Raw genomic sequence first — 19,878 nt, 5'->3', positions numbered from 1 at the left:
GGTTTCGCCCCACCCGGCCGGGGCGGGGGGGCCCGCCGGCCCGCACAGCGGGGCCCGCTGGGGGGGGGCCCCCGCGGGGGGGGCCCCCCCCCCCCCCCGGCCCCCCCCCGCGGGGGGGGCCACGGCCGTTCCTGGGGGCCGCCCCCGTCACTGCCAGCACAGCCGGGGCCTCCCCCACGTTCGAGCAGGGGAGACCCCGTGACCGGGCCGTTGCCCCTCAGGGCGGAAACGCCGGCCGGTGGGTGACGGCGGTCCGGTGGGGCGTCATCACCTGATACCCCCTAGGGGTACAGTGGAACGACGTGGGTACCCAGAGGGCCCCACGGCCCCACACGCCTCGACGAGGAGAACGACATGACCGCCCAGACCGACACCACGGGCCCCGTCACCACCGTCTTCAAGGTGAGCGGCATGAGCTGCGGACATTGCGAGGGCGCCGTGTCCGGCGAGATCGCGCAGCTCCCCGGCGTCAGCGAGGTGACCGCCGTCGCCTCCTCCGGTGAGGTCACCGTCGTCTCCGCGGCGCCGCTCGACGACGAGGCCGTGCGCGCCGCCGTCGACGAGGCCGGCTTCGAACTGGCCGGCCGCGCCTGACCCACCCCCGACGGGACCCCGCCGTCCGACCGGGTGTGAGTCGGCCCGGTCCCGGCACCCGTACCCGGGTGCGGGCCGTACGCAGCCGTCCCCGGCCCGTACGGCCCGTTCCGTCCGGCGGGCACACCGCGTCTCCTGGAGCGACACCATGACCACCACCACCGGCCGTGCGCCGGCCGGCCGCGAGCCCGGGCTAGCCGAGACCGAGCTCCTCATCGGCGGCATGACCTGCGCCGCCTGCGCCGCCCGCGTGGAGAAGAAGCTCAACCGCATGGACGGCGTGAGCGCCACGGTGAACTACGCGACGGAGAAGGCCCGGGTCACCCACCCCGAGGACATCGGGGTGGCCGACCTGATCGCCACCGTGGTGAAGACCGGGTACACCGCCGAGGAGCCCGCACCGCCCGCCCAGGAGGCGCCCGCGGCCGAGGAGGCCGACCCCGCTCAGGCGGCCCTGCGCCGGCGTCTCGTCGTCTGCGCCGCCCTCGCCCTGCCCGTCGTGCTGCTCGCGATGGTCCCGGCGCTGCAGTTCGACAACTGGCAGTGGCTCTCGCTCACCCTCGCCGCGCCCGTGGTGGTCTGGGGCGGGCTGCCCTTCCACAAGGCGGCCTGGACCAACGCCCGGCACGGCGCCGCCACCATGGACACCCTGGTCTCCGTCGGCACGCTGGCCGCGTTCGGCTGGTCCCTGTGGGCGCTGTTCCTGGGCGACGCGGGCATGCCGGGCATGCGCCACCCCTTCGAGGCGACCGTGGCGCGCGGCGACGGCGGCTCCTCGATCTACCTGGAAGTGGCCTCCGGCGTCACCGCCTTCATCCTGCTGGGCCGCTGGCTGGAGGCCCGCTCCAGGCGCCGGGCCGGGGCGGCGCTGAAGGCGCTGATGGAACTGGGCGCCAAGGACGTGACCGTGCTGCGGGACGGGCGCGAGGTGCGGATCCCGGCACAGCGGCTGGCCGTCGGCGACCGGTTCGTCGTCCGGCCCGGCGAGAAGATCGCCACCGACGGCACGGTCGTGGAGGGCGCCTCAGCGGTGGACGTGTCGATGCTGACCGGCGAGTCGGTGCCGGTGGACGTCACCGCCGGGGACGCGGTCACCGGCGCCACGGTCAACGCGGGCGGCCGGCTGGTCGTCGAGGCGACCCGGGTCGGCGCCGAGACCCGGCTCGCCCGGATGGCCCGGCTGGTGGAGGACGCGCAGACCGGCAAGGCGGAGGTGCAGCGGCTGGCCGACCGGGTCGCCGGCGTGTTCGTGCCGGTCGTGCTGTTCATCGCCGTGGCCACGGCCGGGGCCTGGCTCGGGCTGACCGGGGACGCGGTCGCCGCGTTCACGGCCGCCGTCGCGGTCCTGATCATCGCGTGCCCCTGCGCCCTGGGCCTGGCCACCCCGACCGCGCTGATGGTCGGCACCGGCCGCGGCGCCCAGCTCGGCATCCTCATCAAGGGCCCCGAGGTGCTGGAGTCCACCCGCCGGATCGACACGGTCGTCCTGGACAAGACCGGCACGGTCACCACCGGCCGCATGACGCTGCGGGAGGTCCACGCCGGCGCGGGGACGGACGAGAAGGAGGTGCTGCGGCTGGCGGGCGCCGTCGAGCACGCCTCCGAGCACCCCGTCGCCCGCGCGATCGCCCTGGGCGCCGCCGAGCGGGCCGGGGACCTCCCGGAGGTCGAGGACTTCCGCAGCGTTCCGGGCCGGGGCGTACGCGGCCGGGTGGAGGGCCGCGAGGTCGCCGTGGGCCGCCTCTTCGACGCGGTGCCGCCGGACCTCGCCCGGGTGCGGGACGAGGCCGAGCGGGCGGGGCGCACGGCCGTGCTCGCCGGCTGGGACGGGACGGCGCGGGCCGTGCTGTGCGTGGCGGACGCGGTCCGGGAGACCAGCGCCGAGGCCGTACGGGAGCTGCGCGCGCTGGGGCTCGCCCCGGTGCTGCTGACCGGTGACAACCGCACGGTGGCCGAGGCGGTGGCCGGTGAGGTGGGGATCGACCGGGTGGTCGCCGAGGTCCTGCCCGAGGACAAGGTCGACGCGGTCCGGCGGCTGCAGGCCGAGGGGCGGGTCGTCGCCATGGTGGGCGACGGCGTCAACGACGCGGCCGCGCTCGCCACCGCCGATCTGGGGCTCGCCATGGGCACGGGCACGGACGCGGCGATCGAGGCGGGGGACCTGACCCTCGTCCGGGGCGATCTGCGGGCCGCCGCCGACGCGATCCGGCTCTCCCGCCGCACCCTGGCGACGATCAAGGGCAATCTCGTCTGGGCCTTCGGCTACAACGTGGCCGCGCTGCCCCTGGCCGCCGCGGGGCTGCTGAACCCCATGATCGCGGGGGCCGCGATGGCCTTCTCGTCGGTCTTCGTGGTGACCAACAGCCTCCGGCTGCGGACATTCCGGTGAAGTCGCCCGAATTCGGCCTACGTTCCCGGCGAACGTGATTTGAACCCCCCTGGAGTCCCGGGCCCGGCTCACATAAGCTCTTCACAAGGCTCGCGCATCATCCTTACGCTGGGACCCCCCGGACGGCGCATCCGGGCTCTTGCCCATCTATAGGACATATGCAAGAGACGCAGATCACAGTGATGTGAACGTAACCATCCGAGGGGTTCGAAGGTCTAAGTTGACGATGTCAGGAAGCGTCTTGGGGGGCGCGACCCGACATCTGGGGATGTCTTGGGGGACTTCCCCGGAGATGCGTTGCCGGGGCACGTACACCGGGAAGCTTTGAGCGGCCCTCCCGGGCGTGCGCTGTCCCGGCAGACCGCACCTCACCCAGTGGTACGGCGAGTCCGCTCGCCGCGTTCACCAGCGATTCAGGCGCTGTCCTCACAGACGCCCGGCCGGATCCCGTGGGGGGAATCCGTACCGGGACTGGGAAGGCGCCCTGGTCGTCGGCCCGTGGGGGGACCGACGCCGGGGCGCCTTCTTCATTGCGTAAGAAATCATGTGAGAGATCACGATCGTGCGGGCCCGCACGCGGAGTGCGCCGGACACGCCCGAGCCCCCGCGTCCGGTGGCCGGACACGGGGGCTCGGGCGTCAGAGCATCCCTGGACTGCGGGGCGGCGGCTCAGCGCTCCTCGACGGGCACGAAGTCGCGCTCGACCACGCCCGTGTAGATCTGGCGCGGGCGGCCGATGCGGGAACCCGGCTCCTTGATCATCTCGTGCCACTGGGCGATCCAGCCCGGCAGCCGGCCGAGGGCGAACAGGACCGTGAACATCTCGGTCGGGAAGCCCATGGCCCGGTAGATCAGGCCGGTGTAGAAGTCGACGTTGGGGTAGAGGCTGCGCGAGACGAAGTAGTCGTCGGAGAGCGCGTGCTCCTCCAGCTTCAGCGCGATGTCCAGCAGCTCGTCGGACTTGCCGAGGGCGGACAGCACGTCGTGCGCGGCGGCCTTGATGATCTTGGCGCGCGGGTCGAAGTTCTTGTAGACCCGGTGGCCGAAGCCCATCAGGCGGACGCCGTCCTCCTTGTTCTTCACCTTGCGGATGAAGGAGTCGACGTCGCCGCCGGAGTCGCGGATGCCCTCCAGCATCTCCAGCACCGACTGGTTGGCGCCGCCGTGCAGCGGGCCCCAGAGCGCGTTGATGCCGGCGGAGATCGAGGCGAACATGTTCGCCTGCGAGGAGCCGACGAGGCGGACCGTCGAGGTCGAGCAGTTCTGCTCGTGGTCCGCGTGCAGGATCAGCAGCTTGTCGAGCGCGGAGACCACCGTCGGGTCCAGCTCGTACTCCTGCGCGGGGACCGAGAAGGTCATGCGGAGGAAGTTCTCGACGTAGCCGAGGTCGTTGCGCGGGTAGACGAACGGGTGACCGATCGACTTCTTGTACGCGTACGCCGCGATCGTCGGGAGCTTGGCGAGCAGGCGGATCGTCGAGAGGTTGCGCTGGCGCTCGTCGAACGGGTTGTGGCTGTCCTGGTAGAACGTGGACAGCGCCGAGACGACCGAGGACAGCATGGCCATCGGGTGGGCGTCGCGCGGGAAGCCCTTGTAGAAGTTCTTGACGTCCTCGTGCAGCAGGGTGTGCTGCGTGATCTCGTTCTTGAACGCCGAGAGCTCGTCGACGGTCGGAAGCTCGCCGTTGATCAGCAGATAGGCGACCTCCAGGAAGGTGGAGCGCTCGGCCAGCTGCTCGATCGGGTACCCGCGGTAGCGCAGGATGCCCGCCTCGCCGTCCAGGTAGGTAATGGCGGATTTGTACGCGGCGGTGTTGCCGTAACCACTGTCCAGCGTCACCAGACCGGTCTGGGCGCGGAGCTTTCCGATGTCGAAGCCCTTGTCACCGACGGTGCTGTCGATCACCGGGTAGGTGTACTCGCCGTCGCCGTACCGCAGTACTACAGAGTTGTCGCTCACGTCTTCCCTCACCGACGTTGTGCCTCATCTTCGAGGTGCCCTGACTGTCTCTACCATCCCCCACTTGGCTCAGGAGAGTGCACTCGGGGTCGACCATCGGGCCTACTGACGGCACTGAGTGCCGCCAACTTGCCCATCCTGCCCCCTGTGATGCCCTTCCGGAAGTGGCTTGTGACCTTCACGACTCATTTGATCGATCATTTTTTGCCGAACCGAGCCGGAAGTCGAGTGCCGTGCACCGCCGACCCGCCGAAACCGTGCGCACCGCCTGGCCGATCGCCTTGCGCGACCCGACGAGGACGACCAGCCGCTTGGCCCGCGTGACCGCCGTGTAGAGCAGGTTGCGCTGGAGCATCATCCAGGCCCCCGTGGTGACCGGGATGACGACCGCCGGGTACTCGCTGCCCTGGGAGCGGTGGATCGTCACGGCGTAGGCGTGGGCCAGCTCGTCGAGCTCGTCGAACTCGTAGGCGACCTCCTCGTCCTCGTCCGTGAGCACCGTCAGGCGCTGGTCGACCGGATCGAGCGAGGTGACCACGCCCACGGTGCCGTTGAAGACACCGTTGGTGCCCTTCTCGTAATTGTTGCGAATCTGGGTGACCTTGTCGCCGACGCGGAACACCCGGCCGCCGAATCTCTTCTCGGGCACGTCGGGGCGGCCCGGGGTGACGGCCTGCTGGAGGAGGCCGTTGAGCGTGCCGGCGCCGGCCGGACCGCGGTGCATGGGAGCGAGGACCTGCACGTCCCGGCGGGGGTCCAGCCCGAACCTGGCCGGGATGCGGCGCGCGGCCACGTCCACGGTGAGCCGCCCCGCCTCCTCGGTGTCGTCCTCGACGAACAGGAAGAAGTCCTTCATGCCGTCGGTGAGCGGGTGCTGCCCGGCGTTGATGCGGTGGGCGTTGGTCACCACGCCGGACTGCTGCGCCTGGCGGAAGACCCGGGTGAGGCGGACGGCGGGGATCGGGCTGCCGTCGGCCAGCAGGTCGCGCAGGACCTCGCCCGCGCCGACGCTGGGCAGCTGGTCCACGTCCCCGACGAACAGCAGGTGCGCCCCGGGCGGCACGGCCTTGACCAGTTTGTTCGCCAGGAGCAGGTCGAGCATGGACGCCTCGTCGACGACGACCAGGTCGGCGTCGAGCGGGCGGTCGCGGTCGTAGGCGGCGTCACCGCCGGGTTTGAGCTCCAGCAGCCGGTGGACCGTGGAGGCCTCGGCGCCGGTCAGCTCGGACAGGCGCTTGGCGGCCCGGCCGGTCGGGGCGGCGAGCACGACCTTTGCCTTCTTGGCCCGGGCCAGCTCCACGATCGAGCGGACGGTGAAGGACTTGCCGCAGCCCGGGCCGCCGGTCAGCACGGCCACCTTCTCGGTGAGCGCCAGCCGGACGGCGGCCTCCTGCTCGGGCGCGAGATCGGCGCCCGTACGCCCCTTCAGCCAGGTCAGCGCCTTGTCCCAGGCGACGGAGGCGAAGCCCGGCATCCGGTCCTCGCCGGTGCGCAGCAGGCGCAGCAGCTGGGCAGCGAGCGAGAGTTCGGCGCGGTGGAAGGGGACGAGGTAGAGGGCGGTGACGGGCTGGCCGTCGGGGCCCGGCACCTTCTCCCGCACGACGCCGGGGTCCTCCCCGTCCTGTCCGGGCTCGGCCAGTTCGGCCAGGCACTCGATGACCAGGCCGGTGTCGACCTGGAGCAGCTTGACCGCGTCCTTGATCAGCTGCTCCTCGGGCAGGTAGCAGTGGCCCTGGTCGGTGGACTGCGACAGGGCGTACTGCAGGCCCGCCTTGACGCGCTCGGGGCTGTCGTGCGGGATGCCGACCGACCGGGCGATCTTGTCGGCGGTGAGGAAGCCGATGCCCCAGACGTCGGAGGCGAGCCGGTAGGGCTGGTTCTTCACCACGGAGATGGAGGCGTCGCCGTACTTCTTGTAGATGCGCACGGCGATGGACGTGGACACCTCGACCGTCTGGAGGAAGAGCATGACCTCCTTGATGGCCTTCTGCTCCTCCCAGGCGTCGGCGATCTTCTTCGTCCGCTTGGGGCCGAGCCCGGGGACCTCGATGAGGCGCTTGGGCTCCTCCTCGATGATCTTCAGGGTGTCCATGCCGAAGTGCTGGGTGATGCGGTCGGCGAAGACCGGCCCGATGCCCTTGACCAGGCCCGAGCCGAGGTAGCGGCGGATGCCCTGGACGGTGGCCGGCAGGACGGTCGTGTAGTTCTCGACGTGGAACTGCTTGCCGTACTGCGGGTGGGAGCCCCAACGGCCCTCCATGCGCAGGGACTCGCCGACCTGCGCGCCGAGCAGGGCACCGACGACCGTGAGCAGGTCACCGGCGCCTCTGCCGGTGTCGACCCGGGCGACCGTGTAGCCGTTCTCCTCGTTGGCGTACGTGATGCGCTCCAGCACGCCCTCCAGCGTGGCCGGTCGTCGCTCGCCCGCAGGGGCGGCCCCCGCCTGATCGGTCATGATCCGACGGTACCGCCCGGGTACGACAGCGGAGTCGGCCGCGGCCTCAGCAGCACCCCGCGCGGAGGGAACGGGCCGGTGACGTACGGCCGCTCACCTTTCCGGCCGAGACACCGGGGGCCAAGTCCTGCGCGGATGCGGCCGGTTGCCCCGCCGCCCGCGCGGTTCAGGTCCCGGCGGTCCTGCGTGCGTACGCGCGGGCCGCACGCGCCCGGTCGCCGCAGCGGGTGGAGCACCACTGGCGGCGGCCGTGGCGGAGCAGGAAGCGGTTGCAGGGCGGGGAGCCGCAGGCCGTGAGGCGTTCCGCCGCGGGGGACGTGAGCAGGTCGGCCGCGTCGGCCGCGAGGGTCGCCACGGCGAGGTCGACGATCGCGGTCGTCGGGTGCGGGGCGGTGCGGTAGGGGCCGGTCCTGTCGTCCCACCGCAGGAGGGGGGCCGTCGGCACGCGGGTCATGGCGTCGTTGACCGCGTCGACGGCCGCGGGCAGGGCGGGCAGGCCCTCGGCGCGGGCGGCGAACAGCGACCTGATCTGTTCGCGCAGTGAACGCAGTTGCGCCGCGCACATCTCCCGCATCCCGGCGTCGGCCGGCGCGAGGCCGCGCTCGGTGAGCCAGTGATTTGCCTGCGCGGGCGTGCCCAGGAGGTCGATCGTGTGCCCGCCGGGCAGCGCCGGCGCGCTGTTGGCGAGGGCGAGGGACGGGTGCTCCTCCTCCCCCTGCGCGGGCGGCGGGACGGGCTGCTCGGTCACGGACTCTTCCATGCTTCTCATGGTACGGCTTGCCGTCATCCGTGAGAAAGGACTACGGTCTCCTCACGGTTCCACGACATCTATCCGTGAGGTGCTGCATGTCCTCCACGCCCGCGCCCACCGGCGGTCTACCCGTGCGCGTCTTCGGCGGCCCCACCGCCCTCTTCGAGTACGGCGGCCTGCGCTTCCTGACCGACCCGACCTTCGACGCACCCGGCGACTACCCCCGAGGCGACGCCCGGTTCCTCACCAAGACGGCACCCGCCGCGGCCTCCCCCGACGACCTCGGCCGCGTCGACGTGGTGCTGCTCTCCCACGACGAGCACCCCGACAACCTCGACCGCTCCGGCCGCGCCCTGCTCGCCGGCGTGCCGCTGACCCTGACCACGCCGGGCGGCGGCAAGCGCCTCGGCGAGTCCCTGGGCGACCGGGCCAGGGGCCTGGCCGACTGGGAGTCCGTCGAACTGGACCGGCCCGGGGGCGGCACCGTGACCGTCACCGGCGTCCCGGCCCTGCACGGACCCGGCGCCCGCGAGGAGGTCGAGGCGGTCACCGGCCAGGTCGTCGGCTTCGTCCTGACCGGGGAAGGGCTGCCCACCGTCTACGTCAGCGGCGACAACGCCTCCCTCGACGCGGTCCGTGAGACAGCCGGGCGCTTCGGGCCCGTCGACACCGCCGTCCTCTTCGCCGGGGCGCCCCGGTTCCCCGTCCTCTTCGACAACCGGGTCATCGTGCTGGACAGCGCCATGGCCGCCGAGGCCGCGCGGATCCTCGGCGCCCGCCGGGTGGTCCCCGTCCACTACAACAGCTGGGCCCACTTCACCGAGGGGCGCGAGGAGCTCGAAGCGGCCTTCACCGCCGCCGGGCTCGCCGACCGCCTGGACTGGGGCACGGACGCCTGAGCTGCGGCGACGGGAACACCTGGCGGGGTGCGGCGAGGACGCCCGGCCGGTCCGTCACTTGCGCCAGAACAGGTGATGGACGACCCCGCTGGGGCTCGGCACCACATCGCAGTGGAAGCGGTCGAGCAGTTCCTGCGGGGACTCCCACAGCCGCGCGCCGGAGCCGAGGACGATGCCCGGGGAGACCGCCACGTGCAGGGTGTCCACCAGGTCGGCGTCCAGGAACTCCCGGACGACGGTCGCCCCGCCGCCGAGCCGGACGTCCTTGCCCCCGGCCGCCTCGCGCGCCTGCCGGAGGACCTCGGCCGGCTCGCCCCCGACGAAGTGGAACGTGGTGTCGGAGAGCGTGAACGAGGGGCGCTCGTGGTGGGTCATGACGAACACCGGGGTGTGGAAGGGGGGTTCGTCGCCCCACCAGCCCTGCCACTCGTGGTCCTGCCACGGGCCGCGCTGCGGGCCGAACTTGTTCCGGCCCATGATCTCGGCGCCGATGCCGTGGTGGAAGTCGCGCACCAGGTAGTCGTCGAGGCCGCGGCTGCCGCCGGGGTCGGTGCGGTTGGGCCAGCTCGCCGTGGCACCGGCCCAGGCGAACATCTCCCCCGGGTCCGCGTGGCCGAAGGGCCTCTCCAGGGTCTGGTTCTCCCCGGCACCGAAGCCGTCGCTGGAGACGTTGAAATTCTGCACGCGCAGCAACTGGGACACAGCGTTCCTCCTGTGGTCGACGGGATGGGGACCGCCCGGGCCGCCGGAACTCATCGGTGGCCGGAGTACCGGATCCGGAGGGCGGCCCGGGCCCCGGCCCGCCCTCCGGCGGCCGGCCCCGGCAAGCGCGCCGCGGCACCCCGGGCCGCAGGCGCCGGGCGCGGCGCCCTGCCGAGCTCGGCCGCCGTCCGGCCGCCGCTCGGCAGCCGCCCGGCCTCGCCCGCCGGGCGGCCGACGCCCTCCGCCGCCTGTTCCGCCGCCGCGGGCAGCCCGTCGCAGCCCGGCCCGCCGCTGCCGCGCCGGCCTCCGGCAAGATCCCCGCCCTTCCACCCTGACCCGCCCCCGCCGTCTCCGCGACATCACGATCCGGTCAAGAGGTGCCCTCGGGGTCTTGCCTCGCGGCCGTGTAATCGATTCCATGCACTCGATGTAATCGATTCCACGAGCACCCCCCGAGGTGCTCCCCCGACTGATCCACGAGGAGGTGGAGCGGCGGTGGCCAGCATCAAGGACGTCGCCGCCGAGGCCGGCGTCTCCGTCGCCACGGTCTCGCGCGTCCTGAACGACCACCCGTCGGTCAGCGCCGAGGCACGCACCCGCGTGCTGGCCGCCGTCGAGACCCTGGGCTACCGCCCGAACGCCGTCGCCCGCTCCCTGCGCACCGACCAGACCCGCACCCTCGGCCTGGTCATCAGCGACGTGCTGAACCCGTACTTCACCGAGCTGGCCCGCTCCGTGGAGGAGGAGGCCCGCGCGCTCGGCTACAGCGTGATCATCGGCAACGCCGACGAGCGGCCCGACCTCCAGGACCACCACGTCCGCACCCTGCTGGACCGCCGGATCGACGGCCTGCTGGTCTCCCCCACCGACGGCGGCTCCCCGCTGATGCTGGACGCCGCGCGGGCCGGGACGCCCATGGTGTTCGTCGACCGGTGGATCCCCGGCGTGGACGTGCCGGTCGTCCGGGCCGACGGGCGGGCCGCCGTGCGGGATCTCGTGGCGCACCTGCACGGTCTGGGGCACCGGCGGCTGGCCATCATCGCGGGCCCGGCGGCGACCACGACCGGCCAGGAGCGCGTCGCCGCCTTCCGGGAGGCACTCGCGGCCCACGGGCTCGACCTGCCCGGCTCCTACATCGGCCAGGGCGACTTCCAGGCCGAGAGCGGACGACGGGTCACCGAGGGCTTCCTCGACCTGGCCGAGCCGCCCGAGGTCGTCTTCGCCGCCGACAACCTGATGGCGCTGGGCGCGCTGGACGCCGTACGCGCGCGTGGTCTGCGCGTGCCGGACGACCTCGCGCTCGCCGCGTTCGACGACATCCCGTGGTTCGTGCACACCGATCCGCCGATCACGGCGATCGCCCAGCCGACGGGCGAGCTGGGCCGGGCCGCCGTGCGGGCCCTGGTGAACCGCATCGAGGGGCGGGCCGGGGAGTCCGTCACCCTCCCCGCCCGTCTCGTCGTGCGCCGCTCGTGCGGCGAGAACCCCACCCCAGTGCAGAGGAGCACGTCGTGAGCAACGCGGACGAGTTGCTGCGCATCGAGGGCATACGCAAGACCTTCCCGGGCGTGGTGGCGCTGGACGGCGTCGACTTCGACCTGCGCCGGGGCGAGGTGCACGTGCTGCTCGGTGAGAACGGCGCCGGCAAGAGCACCCTGATCAAGATGCTCTCCGGCGCCCACACGCCCGACGCCGGGCGGATCCTGGTCGGCGGCGAGGAGACCCGCATCCAGAATGCGCAGGACTCCGAGCGGCTCGGGATCGCCACCATCTACCAGGAGTTCAACCTGGTCCCGGACCTCACCGTCGCCGAGAACATCTTCCTGGGCCGCCAGCCGCGCCGCCTCGGCATGATCGACCGCAAGCGGATGGAGGCCGACGCCGAGGTCCTGCTGCGGCGGGTCGGCGTGGACGTCTCGCCGCACGCCCGGGTCCGCGAACTCGGCATCGCGCGCCTGCAGATGGTCGAGATCGCCAAGGCGCTCAGCCTGGACGCGCGCGTGCTCGTCATGGACGAGCCGACGGCGGTGCTCACCTCCGAGGAGGTCGACACGCTCTTCGCGATCGTGCGCACGCTGCGCGAGGACGGCGTCGGGATCGTCTTCATCACGCACCACCTGGAGGAGATCGCCGCGCTCGGCGACCGGGTCACCGTCATCCGGGACGGCAGGAGCGTGGGTCAGGTGCCCGCCTCCACGCCCGAGGACGAACTCGTCCGGCTCATGGTCGGGCGCTCCATCGAGCAGCAGTACCCGCGCGAGCGGGCCGGCCGGGGCGCCGCGCTGCTCACCGTCGAGCAGCTCACCCGGGACGGCGTCTTCCACGACGTGAGTTTCGAGGTGCACGCCGGCGAGGTCGTCGGCATCGCCGGGCTGGTCGGCGCCGGGCGGACCGAGGTGGTCCGGGCGGTCTTCGGGGCCGACTCGTACGACCGGGGCAGCGTCAGGGTGTCCGGCGCGCCGGTCGCCAGGCACGACGTGAACGCGGCGATGCGCGCCGGGATCGGCCTGGTGCCCGAGGACCGCAAGGGCCAGGGCCTGGTGCTGGACGCCTCCGTCGAGGAGAACCTCGGGCTGGTGACCCTGCGGTCGGCCACGCGCGCGGGGCTCGTCGACCTCAAGGGGCAGCACGCGGCCGCCGAGCGGATCGCCGGGCAGCTGGGCGTGCGGATGGCGGGTCTCGGCCAGCAGGTGCGCACGCTCTCCGGCGGCAACCAGCAGAAGGTCGTCATCGGCAAGTGGCTGCTCGCCGACACCAAGGTGCTGATCCTCGACGAGCCGACCCGCGGCATCGACGTCGGCGCCAAGGTCGAGATCTACCAGCTCGTCAACGAACTGACCGCCACCGGGGCGGCCGTCCTGATGATCTCCAGCGACCTGCCCGAGGTGCTCGGCATGAGCGACCGGGTGCTGGTGATGGCGCAGGGCCGGATCGCCGGTGAGCTGACCGCCGACGAGGCGACCCAGGACGCCGTGATGGCCCTCGCCGTCAGCACCCCCACGACGACCACGCACCCGACCACGAACGGAACGGAGACCTCCGGTGGCCACTGACACGCTCAAGAGCACGACGGGCGCGGGTGGCGCCCCGGGGGGCCTGCGCCGCCTCCTGCTCGACAACGGCGCGCTGACCGCGCTCATCGTCCTCGTCGTCGCGATGTCGGCGCTGTCCGGCGACTTCCTGACGGCGGACAACCTCCTCAACGTCGGCGTCCAGGCGGCCGTGACCGCCGTTCTCGCCTTCGGCGTGACGTTCGTGATCGTCTCGGCGGGCATCGACCTGTCGGTCGGCTCGGTCGCCGCGCTGTCCGCCACGGTCCTCGCCTGGAGCGCCACCTCGGCGGGCGTGCCGGTCTTCCTCGCCGTGCTGCTCGCGATGGCGACGGGCGTCGTCTGCGGCCTGGTCAACGGCATCCTGATCTCCTACGGCAAGCTGCCGCCGTTCATCGCCACCCTGGCCATGCTGTCCGTGGCCCGCGGCCTGTCGCTGGTCATCTCCGAGGGCTCCCCGATCGCCTTCCCCGACTCGGTGTCCCACCTGGGCGACACGCTCGGGGGCTGGCTGCCGGTGCCGGTCCTGGTGATGATCGTGATGGGCCTGATCGCCGCCTTCGTGCTCGGCCGGACCTACATCGGCCGCTCGATGTACGCCATCGGCGGCAACGAGGAGGCGGCGCGGCTGTCCGGCCTGCGCGTGAAGCGGCAGAAGCTCGCCATCTACGCCTTCTCGGGTGTCTTCGCCGCCGTCGCCGGTGTGGTGCTGGCCGCCCGCCTCTCCTCCGCGCAGCCCCAGGCCGCCGACGGCTACGAGCTGGACGCGATCGCCGCGGTCGTCATCGGCGGCGCCTCCCTCGCGGGCGGTACCGGCAAGGCGTCCGGGACGCTGATCGGCGCGCTGATCCTGGCGGTGCTGCGCAACGGCCTGAACCTGCTGAACGTCTCGGCGTTCTGGCAGCAGGTCGTCATCGGTGTCGTCATCGCGCTGGCGGTGCTGTTCGACACCCTGCGCCGCAAGGCGGGGGCGACCCCGGCGGCGGCCGGGGCCGGCGGCCCCAGGGGAAGGCAGGCGGCGACGTACGCGCTGGCGGCCGTGGTGACGGTCGCGATCGTCGGCGCCACCTCCTTCCTGCACAACGGCTCCTCCTCGGACAAGCCGAAGATGGGCCTGTCGCTGTCCACGCTCAACAACCCGTTCTTCGTGCAGATCCGGGCGGGCGCCCAGGCCGAGGCGGAGAAGCGCGGCATCGACCTGACCGTCACGGACGCCCAGAACGACGCCTCCCAGCAGGCCAACCAGCTGCAGAACTTCACCAGTTCCGGGCTGGACGCGGTCATCGTCAACCCGGTGGACTCCGACGCGGCGAGCAACTCCGTGCAGGCCGCCGGCAAGGCGGACATCCCGGTCGTCGCCGTGGACCGCACCGTCAACGACGCGGCCGTCGACACCCTGGTCGCCTCCGACAACGTCGCCGGTGGTGAACTCGCCGCGAAGACCGTCGCCGACAAGCTGGGCGGCAAGGGCAAGATCGTGATCCTGCAGGGCCAGGCGGGCACCTCCGCCGCCCGCGAGCGCGCCCGGGGCTTCGCCGAAGGCCTCGAGGCGTTCCCCGGCATCGAGGTCGTCGCCCAGCAGCCCGCCGACTTCGACCGCACCAAGGGGCTCGACGTGATGTCGAACCTGCTCCAGGCCCACCCGGACGTGCAGGGCGTCATCGCCGCCAACGACGAGATGGCCCTCGGCGCGATCAAGGCGCTGGGGTCCAAGGCCGGCAGGTCCGTGTCGGTGGTGGGCTTCGACGGCACGCCTGACGGACTGAAGGCGGTCGAGGGCGGCACGCTGTACGCGTCGGTGGCGCAGCAGCCGTCCCAGCTCGGGAGGATCGCCGTCGACAACGCCCTGAAGGCGCTCCGGGGCGAGAAGGTCGAGCAGACGGTGAAGGTGCCGGTGAAGGTGGTCACGAAGGAGAACGTGGCCGGCTTCAGCGGCTGACCTCGGGGAACGGCGGGCGGGCGCACACGGCGTGCGGGCCCGCCCGCCCTGTCACGGACGTGGGGAGACAACGCATGTACGACTACGACCTCCTGGTCGTGGGGTCGGCCAACGCCGACCTGGTGATCGGAGTGGAGCGCCGGCCCGCCGCCGGCGAGACCGTGCTCGGCTCCGACCTGGCCGTCCACCCGGGCGGCAAGGGCGCGAACCAGGCGGTCGCCGCCGCCCGGCTCGGCGCCCGTACGGCCCTGCTGGCCCGGGTCGGCGACGACGCGCACGGCCGGCTGCTGCTGGACTCGCAGCGGGAGGCCGGGGTCGACACGGTGGGCGTCCTGGTGGGCGGCGCGCCGACGGGCGTCGCGCTGATCACGGTCGACCCGTCCGGGGACAACAGCATCGTCGTCTCCCCGGGCGCCAACGGCCGCCTGACGCCCGACGACGTGCGGGCCGCCGCATGCCTGTTCCAGGGTTCCCGGGTGGTCTCCGCGCAGCTGGAGATCCCGCTGGAGTCGGTGGTGGAGGTCGTGCGGAACCTGGCTCCGGGGAGCCGTTTCGTGCTCAACCCCTCGCCGCCGCGGCCCCTCCCCCAGGAGGTGCTGGCGGCCTGCGACCCGCTGATCGTCAACGAGCACGAGGCGAAGGTGATCCTGGGCGGTGCGGCCGTCGGGGACGCCCCCGAGGACTGGGCGCGGATCCTGCTGGCGAAGGGCCCGCGGTCGGTGGTGGTGACGCTCGGCGCGCGGGGCGCCCTGGTGGCGTCGGCGCAGGGTGTCGCGCGGGTGCCGTCGGTGCGGGTGGAGGCCGTGGACACGACCGGCGCCGGGGACGCCTTCACGGCCGCGCTGGCCTGCCGGCTCGGCGCGGGCGAGTCCCTCCCGGACGCGGCGGCGTACGCGGCGCGGGTCGGGGCGGCGACGGTGCTGAAGGAGGGCGCGCAGGCGTCCTTCCCGACGGCGGCGGAGCTCGCGGCGCGGGACGGGGCGGTGTGAAGAAGGACGGGATACTCAACCGCCACCTCGCGGGGGCGCTGGCCGGGCTGGGCCACGGCGACGGGGTGCTGGTGTGCGACGCGGGCATGCCCGTCCCCGACGGCCCGCGGCTGGTGGACCTGGCGTTCCGGGCCGGGGTGCCGGCCTTCGCCGAGGTGCTGGAGGGGCTGCTGGCGGAACTGGTGGTCGAGGGGGCGACGGCCGCGCAGGAGGTCCGGCGGGCGAACCCGCGGGCGGCGGCCCTGCTGGAGGGGCACTTCCCCGCGCTGGACCTCGTCCCGCACGAGCGCCTCAAGGAGCTGTCGTCCCGGGCCCGGCTGATCGTCCGCACGGGCGAGGCCCGTCCGTACGCGAACGTGCTGCTGCGCTGCGGCGTGTTCTTCTGAGGCGCGCGCGGCCCGGAGCGCTCCGGAGACGTTTCGAGGGGACCCGGTCCGTCGACCGGGTCCCCTCGGCGTTTCCCCTCCCGTCAGGAACTCCCTCGATTCCCCCCTCGGAAATCCCCCCGGAGGTCCTGACACCACGTACGACCCGCGCGGACGGCGAAGGGTTGCGCGGCGGAGCGAAGTTTTTCCGCCGGATCTTTCGGGGACGATCGCGGAGGCCGGGCCCGGCGGGGACGGGGGGCCTGTGCGGGCGCGCCGCCGGGCGGGTCAGGCCGAGTCGTTCAGGAGGCGGTTCAGGTGGGTGCGGCCCGCCTCCAGCAGGTCCGGCAGCGGGGCGGCGTCCTCGTACCAGCGCTTCTCGTACTCCCAGCACAGCCAGCCGTCCCAGCCGTGCCGGGAGAGGACCTCCACGCAGTCGGCCAGCGGCAGGACACCCTGGCCGAGGGGCAGCGGGGTGGTGTCCTCGGCGGAGGCGATGTCCTTCACCTGGACGTAGCCGAGGTGCGGGGCCAGGGCCATGTACGACTCGGAGGGCTGCTCCCCGCCGAGCCAGGTGTGCATGACGTCCCACACGGCGCCGACCTGCCGGTGGCCGACGAGGCCGAGGACGCGCATCGCGTCGGCGGCGGTGCGGTGGGAGTCGTGGGTCTCCAGCAGGATGCGCACGCCGAGATCGGTGGCGTACTCGGCGGCCGTGCCCAGGCGGCGCGCGGCCGTCGCGTCGGCCTCCTCGGGCGTCTGGGCGTCCGGGTCGGCCCCGGGGAAGACGCGGACGTACGGGGCGCCGAGGTCGCGGGCCAGGTCGAGCAGGGCCCGGATCTCGGCCAGCACCGGGCCGTCGTCGCCGGGCGCGGCGACGCGCACGTAACCGGCCAGGCCCAGGAGCTCCACACCCGCCCCCTTGAACTCGGCGGCCACCTCGGCCCGCCGGTCCGGGTCGAGGCCGAGGTGCACCGGCTCCTCGGGGTGGGTGCGCAGCTCCACACCGTGGTAGCCGTGAGTGGTCGCGAGCCGCAGGACGTCGGGCAGCGGCAGGCCGGGGACACCGAGGGTGGAGAACGCGAGCTTCATGTGGACGGACACTACCCGCCATCCCCGCCGGCGATTCCCCTTCGCGCCCCTGGTGTTGCGGCGAGATCCAGTCGCCGGTCCTGGCCGGTCAGGTCGGGCCCGGAGGAGCGGTGCGGCCGCTCGGCGACCAGGACGAAACCGTGGCGCGGGTGGATGCGGCGGGCCGCGGTGAGGACGGCGTCGGTCCACAGCGCCACCGCGCGGCAGCCGGCCGCGGGCGAAGTCCACGACGGCGCCGGCCAGGCGGTCGCCCCTCGCGACACGGGCGCGGCGGCCGGCGCTCGGTGGGAGGCGTCACGCACCCGTCCGCCCGCCGGCCGGCCCGAACAGCCGCGCCGCGTTGTCGTGGCAGACGGCGCGCAGCCACGGCGTACCCAGCCCGAGCCGTTCCAGTGCGTGCAGCTGGTGCAGGTAGGGATAGGGGATGTTGGGGAAGTCGGAGCCGAGCAGGATGCGGTCGCCGAGTGCGGCGAGCCGGGGCAGGGCCCGGCGCGGGAACGGGGCGAGCCGCTCGGTGAAGTCGGTGAACGACATGGTGGTGTCGAGCCGGACCTCGTCGTGGCGCTCGGCGAGGTCGAGGAAGTCCTCGTACTCGGGCATGCCCATGTGCGCGACGATCAGCCGCAGCCGCGGGTGCCGGGCGAGCACCCGGGCGACGGGCTCGGGGCCGGTGTGCTTGCCCGGTGCCGGGCCGGAGCCGCAGTGCATCACCACCGGGATCCGGGCCTCGGCGAGCAGTCCCCACGCCCGCTGCAGGCGTTCGTCGGCGGGGTCGTAGGCGCCGACCTGCACGTGTGCCTTGAACACGCGCGCGCCCGCTGCGACGGCCTCGCCGACGTACGCCTCGACGTCCGGGTCGGGGTAGAGGGTGGCGGTGTGCAGGCAGTCGGGCGTGCGCCGGGCGAAGTCGGCGGCCCAGCCGTTCAGCCACCGGGCCATGCCGGGTTTGTGCGGGTACAGCATCGCGGTGAACGCCCGGACCCCGAACTCCCGCAGCAGGGCGGTCCGTTCGGCCTCCTCGCGCCGGTAGGTGATCGGCCACTCCAGGCCGCCGACCAGTGGCCCGTTGGCGGCGAAGTAGTCCCAGACCTTGCGCAGGACGCGCTCGGGCATGAAGTGGGTGTGGACGTCGACGAGCCCGGGCACCCCGAGCCGCTGCCAGAACGCCCGTACCTGCCGGGCCTCTTCCGAGTCGGTGCTCCCGCCCTGCGCTTCCGCCATGCCCTCACGATCACCCCGTCCGGGGAGTAGGGCGATCCCTTGCACGGAGAAGCACCTGAGGCGTGCGCCACACCCCGGATTTCGGGGGCGGGCTGCCGCTGCGGCCCGACCCGTCTCCGCCCGACCCGTCTCGGCCCGTCCGGCGTTTTGAGGGCGAGGCCGTTCAGGCCGATGCGGGGTCCGGGGGCGGCAGCCCCCGGCGGGCCCCGGGGAGCGGCCCCGAGCACCCGCACCCGGTACCGCGCCTCACGACGCCCGCGGCACTCCGGAGGAACCCCGCACCATCAACTCCCCCCGCACCGAGGCGATCCCGCCGGGCGGGGCCTCCTCCCTGCCCATGGCGACGCGCCCGGCCCGGGCGCCCGCCTCGGCCAGCGGCAGCCGCACCGTCGTCAGCGACGGCACCGCGTCGATGCTGAACGGCAGGTCGTCGAAGCCGGCCACCGACACGTCCTCGGGGATCCGCAGCCCCGAGTCGCGCAGCGCCGCGCAGGCGCCCAGCGCGACGGAGTCGTTCGCCGCGACGACCGCCGTCAGCGAGGGGTCGCGGCGCAGCAGCTCCAGCGTCGCCTCATAGCCGGAGCGCCGGTCGTAGCGCCCGTGCACGGTCCAGCGGGGGTCGTCCTCGATGCCGTGCGCGGCCAGCGCGGCCCGGTGGCCCTCCAGCCGGTGCCGGGTCGTGGTCCGTTCCTGCGGTCCGGCGATGTAGCCCAGCCGCCGGTGGCCGAGCCCGATCAGGTGCTCGGTCAGTTCCTGCCCGCCCCCGCGGTTGTCGAAGGTCAGCGCGATCGCCCCGGTGTCCGGCGCCGGCGGGCGCCCGCACAGCACGACCCGCGTCCCGGCGTCGATCAGCTTGCGGACCTTGGCGTCCATCGCCGCCCGGTGCGCGGGGTCCTCGATGGCCCCGCCGGTCAGCACGACGGCCGCGGCCCGCTGCCGCTGCAGCAGCGTGAGGTAGGTCAGCTCGCGCTCCGGGGTGCCGCCGGTGTTGCAGACCACCGCGAGCCGCTCCCCGCCCGCACGGCCGCCCGGGCCGCCGATCTCGGCCTGGATGGCGCTCGCCATGATGCCGAAGAAGGGGTCGGCGATGTCGTTGACGAGGATGCCGACGAGGTCGGAGGTGGCGGCGGCCAGGGCGCTGGCGGGCCCGTTGAGCACGTAGTCCAGCTCGTCGACGGCCTTGAGCACCCGCTCCCTGGTGGAGGCGGCCACGGGGTAGTTCCCGTTCAGCACGCGCGACACCGTCGCGGGCGAGACCTGCGCGCGGGCCGCCACGTCCGCCAGGGTCACCGTCATCTCGTCGTCCTCCGGTCGCGCATCTCGTGTGCCCTCGTCCACACCACACCCGTGGCCGTGGTTCGAAGCAGACCTTAAGCCCCCGGCCCCGGGTTGTTCGCCCCCTCGAACAACTCGTCCTGGTCACGGTCTTGTCCGGACCGCCGCCAGGGGCTAGCTTCTCCGAGGACAGAAAGC

15 protein-coding genes and 1 pseudogene are annotated in these 19,878 nt (G+C 73.3%); 8 read left to right on the top strand and 8 right to left on the bottom strand.

Annotated features, from left to right (window positions below; translation table 11 throughout):
* Window positions 1-354: 354 nt before the first annotated feature.
* A complete protein-coding gene (locus ACFYWG_RS12290) occupies window positions 355-594 on the top strand; it encodes a heavy-metal-associated domain-containing protein (protein WP_376334391.1) in 240 nt (79 codons plus the stop codon).
* Window positions 595-742: 148 nt separating this feature from the next.
* Window positions 743-2,983 (top strand): heavy metal translocating P-type ATPase, encoded by a 2,241-nt coding sequence (locus tag ACFYWG_RS12285; RefSeq protein ID WP_389201021.1) that lies wholly within the window; start codon window positions 743-745, stop codon window positions 2,981-2,983.
* A 669-nt stretch (window positions 2,984-3,652) separates the two neighbouring features.
* Here ACFYWG_RS12285 and ACFYWG_RS12280 read toward each other — a convergent pair.
* From ACFYWG_RS12280 to ACFYWG_RS12270, 3 genes are all read right to left on the bottom strand, one after another.
* Window positions 3,653-4,942: a citrate synthase gene (locus ACFYWG_RS12280; protein ID WP_369195533.1), complete on the bottom strand. Its 1,290-nt coding sequence runs from the start codon at window positions 4,940-4,942 to the stop codon at window positions 3,653-3,655.
* A 178-nt stretch (window positions 4,943-5,120) separates the two neighbouring features.
* Window positions 5,121-7,397, bottom strand: coding sequence for an ATP-dependent RecD-like DNA helicase (locus ACFYWG_RS12275; RefSeq protein WP_389201018.1), 2,277 nt, complete (start codon window positions 7,395-7,397; stop codon window positions 5,121-5,123).
* Window positions 7,398-7,563: 166 nt separating this feature from the next.
* Window positions 7,564-8,157 carry a CGNR zinc finger domain-containing protein gene (locus tag ACFYWG_RS12270; protein WP_383509298.1) on the bottom strand — a complete coding sequence of 198 codons (594 nt, stop codon included), beginning with the start codon at window positions 8,155-8,157 and terminating at the stop codon, window positions 7,564-7,566.
* 86 nt (window positions 8,158-8,243) lie between these two features.
* On the opposite strand from ACFYWG_RS12270, the gene ACFYWG_RS12265 reads away from it, so the two are divergent.
* The gene (locus tag ACFYWG_RS12265) at window positions 8,244-9,047 is read left to right on the top strand and encodes an MBL fold metallo-hydrolase (RefSeq protein ID WP_389201016.1); all 804 of its coding nucleotides are present in this window, start codon (window positions 8,244-8,246) and stop codon (window positions 9,045-9,047) included.
* A gap of 54 nt (window positions 9,048-9,101) precedes the next feature.
* Here the strand turns inward: ACFYWG_RS12265 and ACFYWG_RS12260 are convergent, their stop codons facing one another.
* Window positions 9,102-9,749, bottom strand: a complete 648-nt coding sequence (locus ACFYWG_RS12260; protein ID WP_383509304.1) for a dihydrofolate reductase family protein — start codon at window positions 9,747-9,749, stop codon at window positions 9,102-9,104.
* Between the two features lie 495 nt (window positions 9,750-10,244).
* Here ACFYWG_RS12260 and ACFYWG_RS12255 point away from each other — a divergent pair, with 495 nt between their 5' ends.
* The 5 genes from ACFYWG_RS12255 (at window position 10,245) to rbsD (ending at window position 16,113) form a co-directional block, all read left to right on the top strand.
* Entirely contained in the window at window positions 10,245-11,264 is a 1,020-nt protein-coding gene (locus tag ACFYWG_RS12255; protein WP_383509307.1) for a LacI family DNA-binding transcriptional regulator, read from the top strand.
* Window positions 11,261-12,802 (top strand): sugar ABC transporter ATP-binding protein, encoded by a 1,542-nt coding sequence (locus ACFYWG_RS12250; RefSeq protein WP_389201013.1) that lies wholly within the window; start codon window positions 11,261-11,263, stop codon window positions 12,800-12,802. Before ACFYWG_RS12255 ends, ACFYWG_RS12250 begins: the two co-directional genes overlap by 4 nt.
* The gene (locus ACFYWG_RS12245) at window positions 12,792-14,738 is read left to right on the top strand and encodes a substrate-binding domain-containing protein (RefSeq protein WP_389201011.1); all 1,947 of its coding nucleotides are present in this window, start codon (window positions 12,792-12,794) and stop codon (window positions 14,736-14,738) included. The genes ACFYWG_RS12250 and ACFYWG_RS12245 overlap by 11 nt, the downstream gene beginning before the upstream one ends.
* A gap of 74 nt (window positions 14,739-14,812) precedes the next feature.
* Entirely contained in the window at window positions 14,813-15,727 is a 915-nt protein-coding gene (locus ACFYWG_RS12240) for a ribokinase (protein ID WP_389201009.1), read from the top strand.
* Window positions 15,724-16,113: a D-ribose pyranase gene (rbsD, locus tag ACFYWG_RS12235; RefSeq protein ID WP_383509318.1), complete on the top strand. Its 390-nt coding sequence runs from the start codon at window positions 15,724-15,726 to the stop codon at window positions 16,111-16,113. The genes ACFYWG_RS12240 and rbsD overlap by 4 nt, the downstream gene beginning before the upstream one ends.
* A gap of 267 nt (window positions 16,114-16,380) precedes the next feature.
* Here rbsD and ACFYWG_RS12230 read toward each other — a convergent pair whose 3' ends face one another.
* The 4 genes and pseudogenes from ACFYWG_RS12230 to ACFYWG_RS12215 form a co-directional block, all read right to left on the bottom strand.
* Window positions 16,381-17,184 (bottom strand): sugar phosphate isomerase/epimerase family protein, encoded by an 804-nt coding sequence (locus ACFYWG_RS12230; protein WP_389201007.1) that lies wholly within the window; start codon window positions 17,182-17,184, stop codon window positions 16,381-16,383.
* Window positions 17,185-17,195: 11 nt separating this feature from the next.
* A pseudogene (locus tag ACFYWG_RS12225) lies at window positions 17,196-17,436 on the bottom strand (hypothetical protein); the annotation flags it as partial.
* Window positions 17,437-17,478: 42 nt separating this feature from the next.
* Window positions 17,479-18,405 (bottom strand): amidohydrolase family protein, encoded by a 927-nt coding sequence (locus ACFYWG_RS12220; protein WP_383499198.1) that lies wholly within the window; start codon window positions 18,403-18,405, stop codon window positions 17,479-17,481.
* Window positions 18,406-18,651: 246 nt separating this feature from the next.
* Window positions 18,652-19,701, bottom strand: coding sequence for a LacI family DNA-binding transcriptional regulator (locus ACFYWG_RS12215; protein WP_383499200.1), 1,050 nt, complete (start codon window positions 19,699-19,701; stop codon window positions 18,652-18,654).
* Window positions 19,702-19,878: the final 177 nt, after the last annotated feature.

The sequence above is a fragment of the Streptomyces sp. NPDC003456 genome (genome assembly GCF_042878735.1).
In the GTDB taxonomy this organism is placed as follows: domain Bacteria; phylum Actinomycetota; class Actinomycetes; order Streptomycetales; family Streptomycetaceae; genus Streptomyces.
Note: the sequence above shows the minus strand (reverse complement) of the source record. Positions and strands in the feature narration are given on the sequence as shown.